A 17,432-nucleotide genomic window follows, 5' to 3' on the forward strand; every position below is an offset into this window, starting at 1 on the left:
GAATGTGAATAGTCAAGAATTGTCATGGTTAGTCAGGAATTGTGGATTAATATTGAAATGACTGTATAATACCCTATTCAATCATTCAATCATTCAATCATTCAATCATTCAATCATTCGGTCATTCAATCATTCGGTCATTCAAAATTCACTCATTCAATCATTCAATCATTCAATCATTCACTCATTCATCATTCGTATCTTGCGTTTCTAAATTCCTGAACCTATGAAACGCAGAAAAGTCATTCAAAGCCTGTCTACATTGCCACTGATCAGCTCTCTACCGATTGTCGGGGCGCGGGGTGAGCAGGCTTCCCGGAAGAAAAAGCGGGATGTTATTGCAGAGCTCGGCATTCGCTCATTCATCAATGCGGCCGGCACACTCACCTATATGTCGGGGTGCATTATGCACGACGAGGTGGTGGAGACAATCGAAAATACCTCCCGGCACTTTTGCATGATCGACGAGGTGCAGGACAAGGTAGGGGAGAAGATTGCCAAAATGGTGCATTCGGAGGCCGCAATGGTTACCTGCGGCGCTTTTTCGGCCATGACGCTGGGCCTCGCAAGCGTGCTCACGGGGCTCGACGTACGTAAAGTGGAACAGTTGCCGCATTTGGAAGGTACCGGCATGAAATCGGAAGTGATTTGTCAGAAATCGCACAATGAACGCTACAACCATGCATTTCTGAATACGGGTTGTACGGTGGTGGAGGTCGAGACGATCGAGGATGTAGAAAAGGCGATCAGTGAAAAAACGGCATTGCTCCATTTCCTGAATATCACAGCCAATACGGGGCAGATCAAACACGAGGAATGGATCGCATTAGGTAAAAAGCACAACATCCCGACGTCGATCGATATAGCGGCCGACGTACCGCCTGTTTCCAACCTCTGGAAATTCAATGACATGGGGTTCGATATGGTGTTCATCTCGGGCGGAAAAGCGATGCGAGGACCGCAGAGCGCCGGGATACTGATGGGACGGAAAGACATTGTCGCGGCTGCGCGCCTGAATGCGCCCCCGCGAGGGTTCACGGTCGCGCGTGGGCACAAGGTGAATAAGGAAGAAATACTTGGTATGTACGTAGCCCTCGAAAAGTTCGTTTCCGGAGATCATGACCGTGAATGGAAGGACTGGGAGGCGCAGATAGCGCGCATTGAAGGGGCTGTGAAGGACTTACCCGGCATTTCAACGAAAGTGACGGTTCCAGAACTGGGAAATATCACCCCGACGCTGACGATCAGCTGGGACGAGGGTATTGTGAAATTGACCGGGCGCGAACTGCGTGACAAGCTGCGCTTCGGTAACCCGTCGATCGAGGCCGGCTTCTCAGGATTGCCGCTGTATTACTACCAGGCCGGTTCTGATTCCGTCGACCCGGCCATCGAAGGCACGCTCAACGGGGCTAACCTCATGCGCATAACCGCCTGGATGTTGCAGCCGGGTGAAGACAAGGTCGTTGGGCGGAGAATACGGGAAGAGCTGGCTGCTGCAAGCATCACTCCCAGTCTCTCAGCGCAGCAACCCGCTGGTAAAGCTCGATGACGGTGTTGACGCCCAGTTTTTCGAAGATCCTTACTTTGTAGGTGCTTACCGAGCTGCCCGTAATATTGAGGAAAGTGGCGATCTCCTTCGTCCATTTCCCTTGCAGCATCAGGTCCATTACTTCCAGCTCACGTAACGAAAGCGTCGTGAGCGGATTTACTTCCTGTGCTTCGGGTACTGCCTGGCCGCGTAGCAGTGCCTGTTGCACAGCATCACTCATGTACCTGCCGTGCGCGATAACTCCCGCAATGGCCTTACGAATCTCCTCTGTGGAGGAATTTTTGGACAAAAAGCCGTTAGCGCCGGCTTTCAGGTAATGCAGCGCATAAATGTCTTCGTCGATGGCGGAGAAAATCAGGATGGTCACTTCGGGTTGAAGCCGACGGATTTTTGCAATCATCTGGAACCCCTCACCGTCCGGGATATTAATGTCGAGGAGAATGAGATCGAGTTTCCGGGTCGACACGATTTGCAGGGCGTCCGGGAAGTTACCGGTTTCCCACGAGGTGACTGCCGGGAGGACGTCGCGTATAATGAAAAGGGTTGCCAGTCTTACGATAGAATGGTTCTCAACGAGTAGTATGTGTTTCATTCACGGAATGGGTCAGAGCGTGTTTCCCACGGAGACCCGGATGCAGGTCCCAAGCGGTAAATTTAAGTGACCGGAATGGTAGTTTTTGTAGCGCTGGACCAAGCGGCCAATAGAATCATTTCTATCGCCATTTAAGAAAAGCTACACGTAATGTCTTGTTAATCAAATAATTGTATACAAAAATAGAATTAATTTCAACATAATCAAAAACTCTTTAATTTAATAAAGGTTACTTATGTAGTAGTTTTAGTACTGCGCTTGTTTGCAAAAATTCTGCATCTATATTTGTTCAAGATATTTATTGCGAAATAGTTCGGGTAGTGAAGTTCCGCCGCCATTCGACTACGTAGACAAGATTCCTTTTTCGGTTATCAGTGAATAGGTTTGTAATCCCCCTGACGCTCATTTGCGTATTTTTCTTTTTGGAAAACATTTTTGCCCAGAAAGGGTATACCGTTTCGCATTTCACGGACGATAATGGAATGCCGCAAAATAGCGTCCGAAGCCTGGCCGCCGACGCCGAAGGTTTTATCTGGATCGCTACCGAAAATGGCCTGGCGCGTTTTGACGGGCACCGGTTCAATGTTTTTGATAAATCGTTCGTCGGGACTACAAGCAACCGCTTTTACATGCTGTCGCCGTCGATGAACGCTACCCGTGCAGGCAGGCCGGGGCAGCAGAAGGCCGGACTTGAAATATATGCAGCAGCTGACTACAACCAATTTGTGAAAATCGAGCATGGTGGTGCGAGGGTGGATTCGCTGTACTACAAAAGCAAAATCATGACCCTGCCGCATTTCGATAACGGCAGCCCACAAACGCTGATCTCCGTTGGCATTCCTACCTATTTGAAAGACATTGCCGGACCGGTGCATTACATCATTCCCGACAGCTATGGCGAAGGGAAATTTTTCGTGGTGGACAGTACTTCGGTGCAGTTGTATCACGGAAACCGCGAATTGTGGCAGGCAAGCTTTGGTAAGGGCAAATTGCAGTGGTGGAATTATTTTATGCTGGGGAATAGTCTTTATTACAATGATGAAAACGGCCCGGTGCTCGGTATTACCAGCGCGGGCGTTCGTCCGGTCGGCATTGGGGGCGATATCCTGCGAGACAATGGTTACGTAGCAAGATTCCAGGGTATGAAGGTGTTCTGGAACATCACTTGCGACCAACTCTTTTTCTACCAGAACAAAAAAATGTATGTGGTAACCGAAAATAGAAGCGGCGGATTGACGACACAACTGGTGCTCGATGGTTTTGACCTCGACGAAAATGTAATACAATCGGTGTACCGCGATCCGGCGACGGAGACTTTTTTCCTGGGTAGCCCGTCGAAAGGGCTTTTCGTTTTGACCCGCCAGACATTCGAAGCATTGACTACCCCGGAAGACGATATTGCTAACGTATATTATGCTACCGTGCCGCATGGCAACCGGAGCGTGGTGACGCCCACGGGTGTCGTGCTGGGCAAAGACCCGGTGACAGGACAGGTAGTTACAGAGAAAATTTCCATTCTGGAAGAAGTGAACCTTGGCGACAAAAGAAGCCTGTTCTATGACAAAGATGGTTTGCTATGGGTCAAAGGAGGGGATGATTTGTACCAGGTGGACGTGCAGGGCAACCGCCTGGTGCGCAAGGTGGCTGTGCACGCGGAGGTCAAGCATATTTACCCGGATCAGGACGGAAATATCTGGATCGCGACGGGAATAAAGGGGGTTTACAAGCTGGATATGTCGGAAAAGGACTCGGAGCCCAAGCTGGTAAAGGACGAAATCAAGGGGACTTACCTGCATACTTTTGGTGACGATATGCTGGTGGCGACAACCACCGGCCTCTATGTTTTCGACCGGCATTCGGGCAGAAACAAGCTCATTAAGGCTACGGAGGGCATTTATCTCAAAAGCTTGTATGTCGACAAAGCGGGCCGCATCTGGATGACCGCCAATAGTGAAGGGCTGCTGATGTATGAAAAAGGTAAGCTGACCCGCTTTCCGCTCGACCGCAACCGGTATCTGGGAAGTCCGCATTGCATTGTCGACGACGGTCGCGGGTTTTTCTGGGTGCCTACCGATAAGGGGCTGTTTCAGGTCGCTGTTAAGGACTTGCTGGATTACGCGCACGCGCCATTTGACCTATTTTACCTTTATCACGCAAAAGAGGAGGGTTTTCTAACCAATGAGTTTAATGGGGGATGCCAGCCTTGCGCCTCGACGCTGAAAGATGGCACCATTTCGCTGCCTTCGCTGAACGGGCTCATCTGGTTCCGGCCCGAGAAGGTGATCCAGAAAGTACCTTCGGCGGGTATCGTGCTCGACCGGATCCTCGTGAACCGGCAATGGCTCACCAGATTGGGTGATACGCTGGTCTTACCGGCGAATCCGGTGCAGGCCCGGTTCTTCTTTTCGACACCCTACTACGGCGATGCTTACAACCTGAACCTTTCCTACGCGCTCGTGAATGCGGGTGAGCGCGTGCAGGCAGCGGACTGGATACCGATCCAGAGCAATGATTTCAGCATTGTGTTTTCCAACCTCGGCCACGGGCAGCATACGTTGCTGGTTCGCACAGTGAATGGTTTCGGAAAGGATAATTATACGATTCGTAAGATATATGTGGTCGTGCCTCCGCTGTGGTACCAGACCTGGTGGGCCAAGATATTGCTCATTCTGGCGATTGCGGGTGGTTTTTACCTGTACAATAGCTTCCGGCTGCGCAAGATTTCGCGGGAAAAATCCCGACTCGAAGAAATCGTGGCCAAGCGGACCGAGAGCCTCAACCTTGCATTGCGCGATGTGGAGGAATCGAAAAATGAAATGAGCCGGCAGCTGCACATGCTGTCGAGGTTGCTGGCTTCGATGACACACGACATTCAATCGCCGCTGAACTACATTATGCTCACCTCGGGTTCGATCCCGACGATGATCGACAAGGGGGAACTGGCAGTGGTTTCTGAGATAGGGCAGGTGATTTCAAACTCGTCACGCCGTATGAGCGACCTCTTGCGCGGTTTGCTCGATTATATCAAGGTGCATGTGTACGGCAACAGCATTCAGTTCGAGCATGTTGCCCTGAGCCAGCTTGTTGAAGGTAAGTACGAATTATTTAAAACCGCCAGCGAACAAAAAGGTAATGTATTCCTGAATGAGGTTCCCGCAGACCTGACGGTCGCTTCCGACGCCCAGATGCTGGCGATCATGGTGCATAACCTGCTGGACAATGCCGTGAAGTTTACGCAGAATGGCAAGATACGGGTTACCGCTGAGCACGAAGCGGGTTCCGGTGTCGTCATGCGCATTGCCAATTCAGGCGCGGGCATTCCGGTTCATGTGATAGACATTATCAATACACCGGACCAGGATGAAACGGATGACGTAGTGACGCCCTTCGGAAGAAAAACCGGTCTTGGGTTGCTGATCGTCAAGGAAGTGGCCGCACTGATCGACGTGCGGCTGCATGTGGTGAGCGAAGCAGATCAAACGTGCTTCACTTTGCAATTCAACCCGGCTAGAACTGTTTGAGCAAGGAAACTTTTTTGGACAATTCAATGGAGTCTACAACATCTAACTTATTGAAGATCCGACGCTTGTAGGTGCTCACCGTGTTTTCCTTCACATTCATGATGGCGGCAATCTCCTTAGTCCATTTACCCTCCGTGAGCAGCTGCATGACGCGCATTTCATTGGGCGAGAGGCTGGTAATCGGGTTCATTACCTTGCCGAAATTGTTGTCCTTGATCGTGTTCAGCAGAATTTGCTGCACCTGGTAGCTCACATATTTGCCTTTGCTCATCACGGCCTTCAATGCAGCCTTGAACTCGTCGTGTGAGGCTTGTTTGGATAAAAAGCCGTTCGCACCAGCCTTGATGTAGGGTAATGCGTACACTTGTTCGTCGTAGCCTGAGTGGATCAGGATGATGATATCAGGCTGCTTGTTCCGGATCATGTTCATCATTTTGATGTTCTCGCCACCGGGGATGTCGATGTCGAGAATCAGGAGGTCAAACCTTTCCTGGTCGAGTAAAATCAGGCCTTCCGGGAATGTATCGCATTGGGTAACAGTGGCTTTGGACTCGGATTCGGAAATAAGGAGTTTCAGGCCCATCCGGATGAGCGGATGGTCTTCGACGATCAATATCTTCATAACTGTTGGTCAAGAGGTATGGTGTTAGTGGGTAACACACAAATCTAGAAATTTCTTGAAGGTTCGGGTTGTAGAAATGTATCTACACTTGCAACGTTTTAACTCTATAAAGGCACTCTTTCATACATAGTAAATTTGTGCATTAATTAACGTTGAGTATCATGGATATCCTTTCGGCACCTGTCGGAGGGATATTTTGTTTTTAGGCTAAATTTACCCCATGAACGATCAGCAAAAACAATTCATACTGGCTTTCATGGCCTATGCCGCTCAGCGCGATCTTCCGCTGGACAAACTTTGCCACCTTTCGGGTATCGATCTGGAAGCGCTAACATCCGGCGAACAGGTAGCAATAGGCCCCAAGCAGTTCAACGACCTCTGGTTAAATGCCTGTCATTTGAGTAACGACCCGCTGTTCGGGCTGCATTTCGGTGAATCGCTGCAACTGGCCGCATTGGGCATTGTGGGCGAAATCATCAAAAGCAGCACGACCGTCGGCCAGGGGGTAGAACACGCCGTGGCGCTCACGCCGCTGATCACGGATCTGTTCGGCATGACCGTAGCCCGCGACGCACACACATTTACGTTTCGTTTGCATCCGAACCACGCACGACGCGCCGCTTCGCCTTTTGCATTTGAGCAAATGGCGGCCTTCTTCCTCGTTTTCGCGGTTCATGAGCTGGATGGTCTCATCCTCGCACGTGTGCGCCCGGAGCGCGTCACGATACCATTCGCCGACCATGCATTCTCGGAACTGGAACGTGTTCTCCGCTGCCAGCCGACGCGGTCCGAAGACGATTATGCGATCACATTTGATTCCAAATATTGGGATATGCCCATCCTTACCGCCAATTATGCTTTGCAGGAAAGCCTTTTGCAAAAGGTAAATGCGGCAACTTCCGGAAAGCCAGGAAGCGATTCGTGGCAGGACAAGGTGCAGCAATACCTGATGAAAAACGCTTACCTGGGCATTGTCTCGCTGGACGAAATGGCCGCGAACTTCAATGTAAGCCCCCGCAGCCTCCAACGAAAACTCAAAGACGAGCAAGTCACCTATCAGGAACTGGCCGACGAAGTTCGCAAATCCCTCGCCCTGCATTACCTGGAAACCGGCGGCTACTACGCCAAAGAAATATCCTATATGCTGGGATACAACGAGCTAAGCGCGTTTTCAAGGGCATTCAAGCGCTGGACAGGAACGACGCCGGCGGGTTATCAGAGAAATTTTGAATGAGCGAATGAGTGAATACTCGTCCCATTCACTCATTGACTCATTGACTCATTCACTCATTTACAACACCCCAGGACTTATTCGGCAGTGGGCCCATTTCCAGTTCCAGCGTGCCGCCATTCACCAGTTCTTCATGTGTGAAGGTGGGGGTATTCAGCGTTTTGCCGTTCATTTTGGCGCTTTGAATGTATTTGTTAACTACCGAACAGTTATTGGCGATCATTTTGAATTCCTTGCCGTTTAGTAGATCGATCGTCACTTTCTCGAACACAGGGCTGCCGATGGTGTACACAGGCAGACCGGGGGTAATGGGATAGAAGCCCATGGAAGAGAAAACAACGAATGCTGTCATACCACCGCCGTCTTCATCACCCGGGATGCCGAAAATGTTGTCTTTGAACCACACGTCGAGCAGGAAGCGAATGCGTTTCTGCGTTTTCCAGGGGGCGTCGGTGAAGTTGTAGAGGTAAGGAATGTGGAAACTAGGCTCGTTACCCATCGAGTATTGGCCTACCAAACCGGTCGCGTCGGGGAATTTGCCCCAGAATTCGTATTTGCTGCGGCCTAATCCTTCGCGGTATAGCTGATCGAGACTGCTTTCGAACTTCTTTTTTCCTCCCAGTAAGCCTATGAGCCCGTTTACATCGTGTTGAACCTGCCATTTGTAGGTCCAGCCGTTGTTTTCGTCATAAAAATCGCGACCGCCCATTCCGCCGTCAAATTTCGGGTCGATGGCAATCCATTTACCCTGGCTGTCTTTGGGAATAAACATCTGCTTTTCTTCGTTCCAAAGATTTTTGTAATTCGTCGCCCTGGCGTTGAATTTCTGGAAATCGGCATCTTTACCCAGGTCTTTGGCGAGCTGTCCTACTGCCCAGTCGTCGTAGCTGCCGCCCAGCGTCACCGCCACCGCCTGACGTTTCTCAAAACCATCGACCAGCTTTACAGTTTCCTTTTCACCGGGATGCAATGCCGGAAAGAAGCCTTTGGAATGGTAAATATCGTCGAGCTCGCATTTGGGGCCGTTCCGCCACGGTAGCATTGTGGCTTGTTCGGCATTCTTTTTCATCCCTTCATAGGCCTTGGCGACGTCGAAATTTTTAAGGCCTTTACGGTAACCGTCGAGCATCGTCACCGACGAGTGGAAGCCATTCATACACGCGTGATCACCGAAAAGTACCGGAAACGTAGGCATCCAACCACTTTGCTCATACATATTCACAAACGATTGCAGCATATCCTCCTCTTGCGCCGGGTTTAGGATCACGCGCAGCGGGTGGTGTGCGAGGTAAGTGTCCCACGTCCAGTCGTCTACATAAAACGGGCGGTTGGTCGTATGGACCTTTTTATCATAACCGCTGTAATATTGATTGCCTTCCGTGATGTCGACCATGCGCTCGTATGTACGGTAAAGCGATGAATAGAAACTGCGTTTTTGTGCCTCGGTGCCGCCCTCGACGCGGATCTGGCCCACTGTTTTAGCCCAAACCTGCTCACCGGCCTTTTTTAAATCTTCGAAACCGGTATTTTTTACCTCGTTTTCAAAGTTTTTCTTCGCCTGTTCCGCGCTTACGAAGGATATCGCATAACGAAATTCAATCGAAGATGCATTATCAGGGAAAGTAATGTAAGCTTTGGCTCTTTTTCCTTTCGCTTCTTCACCGGGTACAACATTCTCGCCGCTTACTGACCCGGTTTTGCCTGCCTTACTGAATGTTCCGTAGAGGTAAACCGGGATATCGTCATGGTAAATCTCACGGGCTACTATTTCCTGTCCGCCATTGAATTTCCAACTTCCTTCACCGTTGTTGTACTGGTCGAAAAGGATACTTTTGTGGCCGTTTTTAGGGAACTCGAAACGGTAAATGCCTGCCTTTTTACCCGGTACAAATTCCACTTTTACTTCATCGTCAATCAGATAAGTGGAGTAATAATGGGGGCGAAGCACTTCCAGGTCGTGATCATAAGCCATTTTGTGCTTCCACGACGCCGCGCCGACGGGCTGAACGCTGGGCCGCAATGCAAATGCCTGACCGAGCCGGTGCGATACGATAATGGCCGGAAAGCTCGTAATCTGGTCGTCGAGGTAATCCTGGCGTACCGGGAACATGCGCATCATCTGGTTAGGCAATTGTACGGTGGGGCGGGTAGGTTCCAGGAGCTGGCCTACATTCCCAATGCGCAGGTCGACATATTGCAGGTTGTCTTTTTCAGGATTTTTTTGTGCGGGACTGGTAAGAGAATGCAAACAAAAAGCAATTATGAACGAGGAAGTAGATAGTTTTTTAAAAGGTTGGATCATGCTTAATCAAATTTTAATGACGGTTTCGGCGCTTATATTCAGGTTGATTTTGGTTTTACAAAGTATAGATAGCGGTTTGTGCCCGGCTTTCCTGAAAAAACGGGACTGTGTTTGGCAGGTTATTAAAAACCCTGGTTATTGTTTAACTTTAAATTGATATCGTGCAAGTGTAGTTTTGGGAAACAAACACGAATTAAATGCGCGTGACTTAAGAAAAGCTTAACAATCGATTAATAGAACCCTTAAATGCATTGCCAGGAGAAAACTTTTTGCAGTTTTCTTGCCAACCCGCTCTTATGAAATTCAGGTCTATTCTTTTTTGCATTTGGTCAATTATTTTGTCGGGCATCATTTCCGAAGTGCAGGCGCAGTCGTACGGGCTTGGCTTTGAGAGCTTTGAAGCGGTGCAGGACAAACGGACGAGTCTCGACCTGAGCCCCGATGGTGCGATTTGCCTCGACGGAGACTTCGAACTTTCCTTTGAATTGTCTTTTTTGAGAAATAAGAAGACCTATTTCGGCTACATCGTCCGCGTCATCGGCGACGACCAGCAGAATATCGACCTGATTTACGACAACAGCTCCGTCAACCACGACCATTTCAAGCTCATCATCGGCGAGCAGTTCTCGCCCACCGCATTCGATTTCCAGGGCGACGATCTTTTCGCCAAATGGAACCGCATTACCCTGCGTTTTCAGAAGCAAAAGCAGCAGATCACCGTCCTGTACGGGAACCGCAGCTTTTCGCAACCCGTAAAATATGTTACCAAGGGGTGCTACAAGATTCTCTTCGGCGCCAACCAATATAAGGAGTTCCGTACCACCGATGTGCCGCCGATGAAGGTCCGGAATGTGGAGCTGCGGCAGGATGGGAGGGTGGCTTACAATTGGCCATTGAATGAAACCGACGGCGTGAAGGCTGCCGAGGAGGTGAAGCAAAAAGCGGCAGTAGCGGCCAATCCGATCTGGATCAAAAAGCTGCATTACGAGTGGAAACTGCTCCAAACCGTGACATTGAAGGGTTATGTGCGGGTCGGGTTTGACGAGAAAAGCAGCAATGTGTTTGTGGTAGGGCAGGATTCGCTGGTGCGGTTCAGCGTGGCCGGAAACCGGGTGGTGACAATGCCCTACCAGAGTGGTAAACAGCCTGTTTATGTGGATAATCAGGTGCTTTTTGATGCCGGACGCAACCGATTGTACAACATTTTCCTGAACGAAAAGCAGGTCAGCGTCTTTGATACCGTTAGCCGCAGTTGGGACAAGAGCGACGTTCCTGCCCAGCTGAAAACCTATTACCTGCAAGCCAACAAGTTCCTTTCCCCTGCCGATTCTTCTATTTATATGCTTGGCGGATATGGGCATCTGGCATACAAAAAAGAGGTGCAGCGCTATCACCTGCCATCCGGAACCTGGCAGCAGGTTGCGTTGAAGGATTCCGTTTTCACGCCCCGGTACCTGGCCGCGCTGGGCGCCACGCATGGGGGCGCGTATGTGATAGGCGGTTACGGGAGTTCCACGGGCCAGCAAATGCTCAACCCGCGCAACTGGTACGATCTGCTGTATTTCGACCGGGCACAGCGGACATTCAGGAAAATCTACGAGCTGAAAGTGCCGAAAGAGGATTTTGTTTTTGGTAACTCTATGATTATCAATGAACAGGATAGTTCTTATTATGCATTAATATTTCCAAAACACCAGTTCAGTTCCGAGTTGCAGCTGATCAAAGGCTCGCTTAACCGGCCGGAATTTAAACTTGTGGGCTCGAAAGTGCCGTATCAGTTTATCGATATCGAATCTTTTGCAGACCTTTTTTATGACAAAGCGAATGGCCGGTTCGTAGCTGTAACCCTTTACCGGGATGCTAATTTACAGACCAAAGTGGCTATTTACTCGCTCTACGCCCCGCCGCTGGAAAGCTTATCTCCGCAAACGGCTTCGACAGCAGGTTCCTCCGGGCGAAGTTTGTGGATTATCGGCGTGCTGTTCGTCGCTGCATTGCTGGTGTACTGGCTCTATCGTTACATGCCGGGGCAGTTGGGCAAGCAGAAGGCAACCAAGGCGCCGGTGGTCGGGCCAGTGCAGGAACCGGAACTGTTACCCGTTGCGGAGCAACCGGTACCGGAGGACGAGGTCGTTGAAAAGGCGTTGCCGTACAAGAGCTGCATTCTGTTATTCGGGAATTTGCAGCTTTATGATGAAGAGGGGAATGAAATTACGAAGCAATTCAGTCCGCTGGTGAAGGAGTTGTTTTTGGTGATACTGCTCTATTCGATCCGCTGGGATGGTATCAGTTCTGAGAAGCTGAAAGAACTTTTATGGTTCGATAAGCCTTCCGAAAGCGCACGAAATAACCGCTCGGTGAATATCGCGAAGCTGAAAGCGATCCTCGACAAAATGAAGTACTGCCAGGTATCGAAGGACACCGGTTACTGGAAGATCAAGATCGATTTCGAGAAGGTCGAGGTCGATTACATGCATTACCTAACCCTGCTAGGGAATCGGAAGCTGCTTACCAAGGAGAGTATCATAGAACTTGCAAGCATTACCAAACGAGGTAATTTCCTCTCGAACGTGGAATATGAATGGTTGGATAGCTTTAAATCGGAAATCTCGAATGAAATCGTGGATGCCTACCTGCGCTACGCCGCTTCCATTAAAATCGCCGATGATCCCGAGTTCCTGGTAAAGCTGGCTAATTACGTTTTCTATTTCGATCCGGTGAATGAGGAAGCGATGATTCTTAAATGCAAGGCATTGGCGCATTTGGGTAAACATTCGCTGGCTAAGACAACCTTCGAAAATTTCGCTCGCGAGTACAACCGCATTTACGGCGAGGATTTCAGAAAGGACATGCCGGAGGTGCTGCATTCCTGACGGGCGGGAAACAAAACAGAGACCGCCAACCGGCCGCCTCTGTCTGAATCACCCTTAACCCTCATAAAAAATGTAGTCCTATTTAGTTTTGGTTATATTTTTTGGAATGGTGTGATCGGCCTTGCTCCGGCCGGCGAGTAAGTCCAGATCCTTGCGTAATTCGGCAATTTCAGCTGTCTGATTTTTAAGCTCTCTCACCGCTTCGATTAGATGTGGTATCAGGCCGGTATAGTTGACGGTTTTGAAACCTTTATCATCCTGGCTGACCAGTTCCGGGAAATATTTTTCCAGTTCCTGCGCGATCACGCCTGTTTGGAGCTCGGTACCCCGGTGCGCATCGACCCAGTTATAGTGATACCCGCTCAACTGGCTGATCGCTTCGAGGCTACCGGTGAGTGGTTTGATATTGTTTTTCAGTCGTTTATCCGAAGATGCAAATCCCAGCTTTCCCGCCGATGTCCACGCCATTCCCGCATCATCGATCCAAAACCGCCATGCACCATTCAAGAAAAACCCGACCTGTTTATCGGTTTTCATTCCCATAAAGCCTTCCGGAGCGTTTTGGGAGTTGTCTAGGTAAAGTCCAGCCGTGCTGTTGTCATGTCGGATTCTTATACGCGATGCCACATCGAGAATGAATTGTGGGCTGACGGCCTTTCCTCCGATACCGACATTGCCATTTCGCAGAATAGTCAATGCATTGGTGCGGTTATTAAGGTCTGTTCCATTCCCCACTTGAAAAAGCCGATCTGTCGAGCTACCATTGGGTTGATCAAAGGAGTTGTTGTAAAGTCCCAACGCAACGCTGTAAGCCGCCTTGGCGACAGTGTGGTTACCAAGGGAAATGCTGTAATCAGCCATGGCAGCCGCCGAGTTGCCTACGGCAAACGATTGAGAGTTGTAGGCATAGCAGTTATTACCGATACTGAACGAAGCCGTTTCTGCGGCCGTTGAGCTATTTCCCAACGCTACTGCACTTTGTTTGGAAGCAATGGGGCCATATCCAATGGCGATCGAGCCGTATCCGATAGCCTGTGGTTTCAGTCCGGCAGCGAACGAAGCTTCACCGATGTTGCTGTCTTCCCATTCGCCGAAAGTAGTGAAGCCCGCCCGGAATGCGCCTTTCTTGGGGTGCCAGATAAGCCTCGGCCCGTTTCCCACGGCCGGAAGATCCGCGCTCTGCAGTACATTGTCTTTTTGCAGAACAGGAAAGTTCTCCCGCAGTTTCCCGGATTCATTGGCATACAACGAGTAGGGGACGCTTAGGAGCTGGCTCATTCCGATGAAATGAAACTTGCCGTTATTTTGGACGTCGATCTCTGCTTTAAGAAAGAAGATATCATAAGGCCATTCTATCTGAGAAAGATCTCCGCCGCTGCTACCCACCACTACTGTAAACATCCCGTTCGAATTGGTTTGTGCAGCGTGTACTTCTTCGAAAACTACGGGACCCAAAACCTGGCTTTGTATAATACTGATTTTAACCTTAATGGAAGCGTTCTGAACAGGTTGTGCCATATCATCAACAGCCAGTCCCTGAAAAGTAAACTTGTAGGGTGCCTGAGCTTGTAATCGTTGCATTACGAGACCGAGAATTAAAAGAAAAAGCAGGAAAATTCTTTGTTTCATAGATGAAGTCAGATTAGCGATTAATATAAAATTTCTGAAAATCGCCAGGTGTGTACTATTAACAAATGCGTTTAGCCGGTGGTATCAATGGGATTTTAAAGGGTCAGACAAAACAGAGACCACCAAAACAGCGGCCTCTGTACAAACCCCAGTTAACCCTCAGTAAAAAATCAGTTTCGTCGTTTTGCTGCCCACCGGTGTGTCTATTTGCAACAGGAATGAGCCCGTATGCGGCAATGTGATCGTTCGCTCGGTGCCAGGCGCCTCGAATTGGCCGAGCCTGTTGCCAAGTTGGTCGAACAGTAATAGCCTTTGCGTCCGTTCCGGCATTTTTATTTTTACTTTCTCGTCGCGTGACGGATTGGGATAAACGTAAAATCTGTCGAGGCTTTCTTTTTCCGGAATTACGCAAACGATCTTGCTATATGTGTAAGAATCATCCATGTCTACCTGGCGGAGACGGTAATAGCTCGTAGTTGCAAAGCCTTGATCAACAAATTGATAACTCTTCTCTGCATTCGAATTAACAGCCCCGTCGACCCAGCCGAGTAGCTCCCAGCTTTTACCATCCAGCGACTTCTGTATCTCGAAACCGAGGTTGTTCACTTCCTCTGCGGTTTTCCAATGCAGTTCTGCAAGGCCGGCAGCATTCAACCGCCCCTCGAAGCTCACCAGCTTCACAGGCAGTACGGATAACTCTGAAAACGAATTGAGAGTCCCCAATACCCAGTTGACGCTCACTCCATTGGCGGAAGCAGAAGCGCTGGCCGCGTATAAAGCGCCGGGGGAAATGGATTGAGCCTGCGAATGATATGCGCATAGAACGAGTGATGCGATGGTTAAAAGTTTTTTCATTTGGCTGTCGAGGTTGAGGTTCGTGCCTGTCCGGCAAGCAGTTCTTTTACACTGGCTTCCAATGCGGTAAGCTTTTTGGCTACCTCCTGCATTGACGCGAGTTCTTTTTTCAGCGCCGTGATTTCCTCCGTCTTTTTATCGAGTTCCTTGACGGCTTCGATCAAATGTGGGATAAGACCGTTATAGTTGACGGCTTTGTAACCGTTTTGAGCAGTGGATACCAACTCCGGGAATAACTCTTCGACTTCTTGTGCGATGACCCCTGTTTGTAAGCCTTTGTCCTTGTTCTGATCCTTCCAGTTGTAATGATATCCGCTTACCTTTCGCAGGTGAATTAGACTGTTTTTTAACGGCGTTATGTTGGTTTTCAGTCGTTTGTCTGAAAAAGGTAGAAACGAATCCGCATGAACGGCGCCGCTTGCATTTACAAAAAGACGCCAGGCATTTCCTATAAAGAAACCTACTTCAACATCTGTACGCATTCCGACAAATCCTTCCGCAGCATTTTGCGAGTTGTTGAAATAGATTCCTGCGGTGTTTCCGTTATGCCGCACTCTTGGCCTTCCACCGAAATCCATGATGTATTCGGGTGTAAGAACATTATTACCAATTCCGATATTCCCGTTTCGAAGTATTGTTAATGCATTGGACCGGTTAACATTGCTAAAACCATTGCCGATCTGAAGCAGTCGATCTGAATCAACGGGAGAGGTTGCGTTGGGGTTGTCGGAAGTGTTATTAAAAAGGCCCGCCGCAAATCCGCCAAAGGATTTAACTGTTGTTCGATAGCCAATTGAAATTGAGTTGGCACCTGATGATAGAGCCTGATGGCCGACAGCTGTTGCATTTTCGGCTGATGCAGAATTTGCCTCACCAATAGCAAGGGAATTTGTTCCAGTTGCAGAAGAAGAATGGCCGATTGTAATTGCATTTTCGCCACTAGAAGTAGCTGCATTTCCAATCGCAACGGCATAGTTGTTTGTTGCTTTGCTTGCGTATCCCAACGCAAGGGCGTTGTCATCGGTCGCTTCGGCAAGGCTGCCAATTGCGGCAGAAAAAGATCCAGAAGCCTGGGCACTGATCATACCAACGGAATTACTTCCAGAAGCCTTCGATAGACTTCCGGTTGCAAACGAATTTGTGCCGGTTGCCTCACTTTTGTCGCCAAAGCTTGCCGAATAATCACCGGATGCTAGTGTTCCATTTCCGGTAGCAAATGAGCCGAGCCCCATGGTCGCGCGATTCCAATTGTTTCCGGTATTCTTCCCTGCTCTGAATGCCGCCTTTTTAGGATACCAGATCAACATTTTACCATCTAAAACATCCGGTAATAATGCTCCGGCGTCGTCCCCTGTTTGAATTATCGGTTCATTGTCAATCCATTTTTGGGTCACCATGGACGTGTCAGATTTTACCGAAATTGCCGCATTATTTGATTTTGACGCGAAGAGGGAGTATGGGACGCTGAGTAATTGTGTGGTTCCCAAATCTACAACAGCTGGCAAACCGTCATAATGAATGCCTACCTGTAAAAAGTAGGGATTTACATCCCAGTTAATAGTAGCCAAACTATTTATTGATCCGACTTGCAAATTGAAAATACCGTTTGAATTTGTGCTTGTGCTATGTAATTCACCAAATTTTATAGATCCATTGGCGGTGCCTTCGTGTATGTCAAATGCCACGAGAATATTTTTATTAGTAAGTATCTTCCCACTCGCGTCCCGCGCCACCCCTTGAAAACTAAACTGCTGCGGCGCCTGTGCGTCCGATGGTAGGGGCTGGAATAGCAGCAGGCTAACCGACAGCAGCAAGATCAATTTGGTTCTGGCTTTATTGAAAAGGCTCTTTCTGTTTTCGAAAATCGGCAGAACCGGAATGGGTGACGATATGAAGTGACGTAACAATAGGAAATGCAAATTTTTCATGTGTGTAGATGTTTGTGATTGAAGATTTCTGCCGAAAGATGTGCATGATTTCGGCGGAACGCTGCATGCGATGATTTATCGGCCTTCGCAGAGATAGCCTGCGGTAGATGACGGAGTTTGAGCAGGCGTTTACGAGATTTTGATGCGTTGTTAAGCGATGGGTAAAAATTTACAGCCGATCGATAAACGGATTGCTGCAACGCATTGAAATCACCGAAACTTGTTTATCGGGCATCACATAAGCCCGTTAACCTAGCTTTATGAGGGTACGCGTCAAATGCCCGTGGTGGGCCATTGTTCTATTAGTGATATGTCTGATTCTGAGATTAT

Annotated in this window: 11 protein-coding genes; 5 read left to right on the forward strand and 6 right to left on the reverse strand. The window is 49.1% G+C overall.

What is annotated here, in order from left to right; translation table 11 throughout:
* Positions 1 to 226 precede the first annotated feature (226 nt).
* A complete protein-coding gene (locus tag BLQ88_RS05240) occupies positions 227 to 1,549 on the forward strand; it encodes an aminotransferase class V-fold PLP-dependent enzyme (protein WP_090147398.1) in 1,323 nt (440 codons plus the stop codon).
* On the opposite strand, the gene BLQ88_RS05245 is transcribed toward BLQ88_RS05240, so the two are convergent.
* Positions 1,503 to 2,141 carry a response regulator gene (locus BLQ88_RS05245; RefSeq protein ID WP_090147399.1) on the reverse strand — a complete coding sequence of 213 codons (639 nt, stop codon included), beginning with the start codon at positions 2,139 to 2,141 and terminating at the stop codon, positions 1,503 to 1,505. The two genes, BLQ88_RS05240 and BLQ88_RS05245, sit on opposite strands and share 47 nt — an antisense overlap.
* Before the next feature lie 422 nt (positions 2,142 to 2,563).
* Here BLQ88_RS05245 and BLQ88_RS05250 point away from each other — a divergent pair, with 422 nt between their 5' ends.
* Positions 2,564 to 5,662, forward strand: a complete 3,099-nt coding sequence (locus BLQ88_RS05250; protein WP_090147400.1) for a sensor histidine kinase — start codon at positions 2,564 to 2,566, stop codon at positions 5,660 to 5,662.
* Here BLQ88_RS05250 and BLQ88_RS05255 read toward each other — a convergent pair.
* Positions 5,649 to 6,284, reverse strand: a complete 636-nt coding sequence (locus BLQ88_RS05255) for a response regulator transcription factor (protein WP_090147401.1) — start codon at positions 6,282 to 6,284, stop codon at positions 5,649 to 5,651. The two genes, BLQ88_RS05250 and BLQ88_RS05255, sit on opposite strands and share 14 nt — an antisense overlap.
* A gap of 220 nt (positions 6,285 to 6,504) precedes the next feature.
* On the opposite strand from BLQ88_RS05255, the gene BLQ88_RS05260 reads away from it, so the two are divergent.
* Entirely contained in the window at positions 6,505 to 7,518 is a 1,014-nt protein-coding gene (locus tag BLQ88_RS05260) for an AraC family transcriptional regulator (protein ID WP_090147403.1), read from the forward strand.
* Between the two features lie 49 nt (positions 7,519 to 7,567).
* Here BLQ88_RS05260 and BLQ88_RS05265 read toward each other — a convergent pair whose 3' ends face one another.
* On the reverse strand, positions 7,568 to 9,763 hold the full coding sequence (locus BLQ88_RS05265) for a GH92 family glycosyl hydrolase (protein ID WP_229212588.1): 2,196 nt from the start codon (positions 9,761 to 9,763) through the stop codon (positions 7,568 to 7,570).
* A 13-nt stretch (positions 9,764 to 9,776) separates the two neighbouring features.
* Here BLQ88_RS05265 and BLQ88_RS36665 point away from each other — a divergent pair, with 13 nt between their 5' ends.
* Positions 9,777 to 9,974, forward strand: coding sequence for a hypothetical protein (locus tag BLQ88_RS36665; protein ID WP_176884893.1), 198 nt, complete (start codon positions 9,777 to 9,779; stop codon positions 9,972 to 9,974).
* Positions 9,975 to 10,113: 139 nt separating this feature from the next.
* Positions 10,114 to 12,690 (forward strand): galactose oxidase, encoded by a 2,577-nt coding sequence (locus BLQ88_RS05270; protein ID WP_090147405.1) that lies wholly within the window; start codon positions 10,114 to 10,116, stop codon positions 12,688 to 12,690.
* A gap of 78 nt (positions 12,691 to 12,768) precedes the next feature.
* On the opposite strand, the gene BLQ88_RS05275 is transcribed toward BLQ88_RS05270, so the two are convergent.
* The 3 genes from BLQ88_RS05275 to BLQ88_RS05285 form a co-directional block, all read right to left on the reverse strand.
* A complete protein-coding gene (locus BLQ88_RS05275) occupies positions 12,769 to 14,319 on the reverse strand; it encodes a tail fiber domain-containing protein (RefSeq protein ID WP_090147407.1) in 1,551 nt (516 codons plus the stop codon).
* Positions 14,320 to 14,478: 159 nt separating this feature from the next.
* A complete protein-coding gene (locus BLQ88_RS05280; protein WP_090147409.1) occupies positions 14,479 to 15,174 on the reverse strand; it encodes a T9SS type A sorting domain-containing protein in 696 nt (231 codons plus the stop codon).
* Positions 15,171 to 17,102: a tail fiber domain-containing protein gene (locus BLQ88_RS05285; RefSeq protein ID WP_090147411.1), complete on the reverse strand. Its 1,932-nt coding sequence runs from the start codon at positions 17,100 to 17,102 to the stop codon at positions 15,171 to 15,173. The genes BLQ88_RS05280 and BLQ88_RS05285 overlap by 4 nt, the downstream gene beginning before the upstream one ends.
* Positions 17,103 to 17,432 lie beyond the last annotated feature (330 nt).

The organism is Dyadobacter soli, from assembly GCF_900101885.1.
Taxonomy (GTDB): Bacteria; Bacteroidota; Bacteroidia; order Cytophagales; family Spirosomataceae; genus Dyadobacter; species Dyadobacter soli.

Bases quoted from the DNA above. Each gene is read 5' to 3' on its own strand.
- BLQ88_RS36665 (WP_176884893.1), top strand. From the start codon at position 9,777: ATGAACGAGGAAGTAGATAGTTTTTTAAAAGGTTGGATCATGCTTAAT.
- BLQ88_RS05245 (WP_090147399.1), bottom strand. From the start codon at position 2,141: ATGAAACACATACTACTCGTTGAGAACCATTCTATCGTAAGACTGGCA.
- BLQ88_RS05255 (WP_090147401.1), bottom strand. From the start codon at position 6,284: ATGAAGATATTGATCGTCGAAGACCATCCGCTCATCCGGATGGGCCTG.
- BLQ88_RS05240 (WP_090147398.1), top strand. From the start codon at position 227: ATGAAACGCAGAAAAGTCATTCAAAGCCTGTCTACATTGCCACTGATC.
- BLQ88_RS05275 (WP_090147407.1), bottom strand. From the start codon at position 14,319: ATGAAACAAAGAATTTTCCTGCTTTTTCTTTTAATTCTCGGTCTCGTA.
- BLQ88_RS05285 (WP_090147411.1), bottom strand. From the start codon at position 17,102: ATGAAAAATTTGCATTTCCTATTGTTACGTCACTTCATATCGTCACCC.
- BLQ88_RS05280 (WP_090147409.1), bottom strand. From the start codon at position 15,174: ATGAAAAAACTTTTAACCATCGCATCACTCGTTCTATGCGCATATCAT.
- BLQ88_RS05270 (WP_090147405.1), top strand. From the start codon at position 10,114: ATGAAATTCAGGTCTATTCTTTTTTGCATTTGGTCAATTATTTTGTCG.
- BLQ88_RS05260 (WP_090147403.1), top strand. From the start codon at position 6,505: ATGAACGATCAGCAAAAACAATTCATACTGGCTTTCATGGCCTATGCC.